At 33.6% G+C, this 2,666-nt stretch carries 3 protein-coding genes and 1 pseudogene; all 4 read left to right on the top strand.

Annotated elements, in window-relative coordinates; all coding sequences use genetic code 11:
* Positions 1–226 precede the first annotated feature (226 nt).
* Entirely contained in the window at positions 227–1,057 is an 831-nt protein-coding gene (locus tag H164_RS0114180; RefSeq protein ID WP_019969238.1) for a hypothetical protein, read from the top strand.
* A gap of 92 nt (positions 1,058–1,149) precedes the next feature.
* Entirely contained in the window at positions 1,150–1,791 is a 642-nt protein-coding gene (locus tag H164_RS0114175) for a hypothetical protein (RefSeq protein WP_019969237.1), read from the top strand.
* A 17-nt stretch (positions 1,792–1,808) separates the two neighbouring features.
* On the top strand, positions 1,809–2,219 hold the full coding sequence (locus H164_RS0114170) for a hypothetical protein (protein ID WP_019969236.1): 411 nt from the start codon (positions 1,809–1,811) through the stop codon (positions 2,217–2,219).
* A 291-nt stretch (positions 2,220–2,510) separates the two neighbouring features.
* A pseudogene (locus H164_RS16025) lies at positions 2,511–2,666 on the top strand (IS3 family transposase); the annotation flags it as partial.

Genomic DNA, 2,666 nt, shown 5'->3' with positions numbered 1-2,666 from the left:
AGAAAATCAAAAAGATAAGAGAAATAATAAAGCAAAATTCAATCAACAAAAGAATTTTTGATAATAAAACAATGAAATATCAGAGTAAATAACTATATTTGCAGTTGTGCACTTTTGCTTGACAACGTACAATATCCAAGTGTTTTGAGGATATTATTTCCCAGGCACTAGGATTTCTTAAAAGATTTTTATGCTGCGGAATTAAGGTAACTTATAAAATAAAAGAATGAAAACAAAAGAACTTCTAAACACGAATGAGTATCAAGAGTTGAGATTAGCCTTCTATCAATTGGAAAAGGAATACAAGCCTTATTTCGACCTGTTGGTAAAAAACCAAGGCAAAAAATACACCGAATTTAGAGGGGGTGTAACATTGGATGGTTATTTAAATTATAACCCTGACATACTACTGATAGCCTATAATCCTGAACATGGCTTACATCGCGAGTGGGAATATGATAAAGGACACCTTGTGAATATGGGTGAAAGACCATTTAGTATTTTCCAAAGATGGAACGCACGCAAAAATGGTGAATGGTGGGAAATAGAAAAGAAACGGTGTAATCGTTTCCCTGCTAATATTATAGAACTTCTATTCAGTTATGAAGAAGCATTGGGAAAAGATATTGGACATGTTTTAAAAACACCTCATAAATGGGTTGATCACATAGAAAAAAAAATCATGGTGCTTAATCTTTATCCATTTGGGACTAAGCACGGTAAGGAGCTTCAATCCATGTTTAAAAAGATGATTGATGATTCCAACTTTACGGAAAGAGATGCGTATACTGCAGAATGTACGGAATGGGATGTCAGAAAACATTTCGTTAAACTAATGCGCGATTTTATATTTACATACATAAAGCCTAAGTCCATTGTTTGTTTAGGAGTGTCAACCATATCTGATTTCACTTATGGTGAATACCATAAGTTGTCAGGAGGTCTTTATGAGTCAAATGAAAACAAAAAAATCATAGGAATTAATCGAAGAGGGAATTGGACTACACGAGCAAAAGAAGCTGGGAAGAAAGTGGCTGAGCTTGTGCATAAGGTATAAAATAATATTTGGGTTTGAATTACAGAGGGTATGCCCATAGATAGCATACCCCACTGTTATCTTTGTTGCTGAAATAATTAAATGTTAAGACAATGTTAAATATACATGATTACGAAATTCAGTACATAGAGCAAGAAATATTGATGAGGTATCAGAGTTGTCGTTACGATGCTCAAGAGTACGAACACTTGTTGCTTATACGAAGGTATATCATTAATCGTCGTGTTTTGGAGCATCAAGAAGAGATCTTGCCAGATATTATTGCTTTTAACGATGCACTTACAGATGCTTTAAAGAAAATGTATGATGAAGCATATCATATGTGGGATAAAATCAAAATAGATAAAGATTTTGGAGATGACCCAGAAGTTACTGCTATGTGTTTCTTAGAGGCTACATATCCTAAGGCACATCCCATCCAAGAGGATGATCGACAAGAATTCTGGGATGCACTTAGTGACTACAGACATAGCTCGTATCAAAATGGTATAACACTCGTTCCACTTTCAATTAATCGCTCATGTGAAAAAGAATCTTTTGAAAGTTTTATAGGTATGGATTGCCCTCCACCAAATTGGAATGAGGGGTTTGATGCAGAATTGACCAAAGACTTACATCTGACAAGTGCTTTCCATAATATATTTTTCCACATGGGATTCGCTATTACAGATTTTATATATGTACGACAATTCGAAAAAGAAATAAAAATTGAGATGAATTATACAATTAAATAAATTTAAAATACAAAACTATGGAAAAACAATGTAAAGTAACCCAACTTACTTGGGAGGAATTTAAGTCAAAGCTTCTTAATACATCTTTCCTTATGGGACTTGGAGAAGGAGATTTAAAGCATTTAGAGGAAAGTGAAGGGACAAAGTTCGTTATTTTAGAAGCCACAACTTCTGATACTACAGAACGCCGTTTCGAAACTGTAAATAATGTAATCTACAAAGAAATTAAAAATCTGGAACTTTCTCCAACTTCTTCATGGAAAGTTCTCTTTCTGATTTTCTATCCAGAATCTTCTCCTATCTTAATGACAGATATAAACTATATAAAAACATTTTTGGGAAAGTTCCCTCCTAATTTAGAACTTAAATGGGATATGGCTACTAATGATATTGATGTTTGCAAAGTTATCTGTTGTCTCAGAATCTAATCTTAGATGAGAAGCATATTTACTATGCAAGCTCAGAGTAAGGTTAGTATGAAAATAGCTCTAACTATCTTGAACTTTCAATACAAACAGATTGTGCCAACTTATTATCAAAGAAGCAATATGCCGTAAGAGCAGAACACTTCAATATGCAATATCCAAGCGGTGACTATTCGCTAATCAATCCTTTAGTCAACATGTCATTGTACGTTGTCAAACAAAAGTGCCCAACTTGACCTCCAATTAAGTTTGGGGTTTTAGTTAGAATTATTAATAAAAAAGTATATTTGTACTATGACAACAAAAAAGAATTATTCAGTAAATCCTAATCAAAGTTCTTCAGAATCCTTATTAAAGGACATTCGTCGCAACACGAAACGAATTTTCACTTCAGAACAAAAGGTTTTAATTGTGATGGAAGGAATCCGTGGCGAACATAGTATTGCCGAG

It is taken from the genome of Segatella maculosa DSM 19339 = JCM 15638, assembly GCF_000382385.1.
In the GTDB taxonomy this organism is placed as follows: domain Bacteria; phylum Bacteroidota; class Bacteroidia; order Bacteroidales; family Bacteroidaceae; genus Prevotella; species Prevotella maculosa.
Note: the sequence above shows the minus strand (reverse complement) of the source record. Positions and strands in the feature narration are given on the sequence as shown.

Excerpts from the sequence above, each read along its gene's own strand:
- H164_RS0114180 (WP_019969238.1), top strand. The coding sequence starts at position 227 with ATGAAAACAAAAGAACTTCTAAACACGAATGAGTATCAAGAGTTGAGA.
- H164_RS0114175 (WP_019969237.1), top strand. The coding sequence starts at position 1,150 with ATGTTAAATATACATGATTACGAAATTCAGTACATAGAGCAAGAAATA.
- H164_RS0114170 (WP_019969236.1), top strand. The coding sequence starts at position 1,809 with ATGGAAAAACAATGTAAAGTAACCCAACTTACTTGGGAGGAATTTAAG.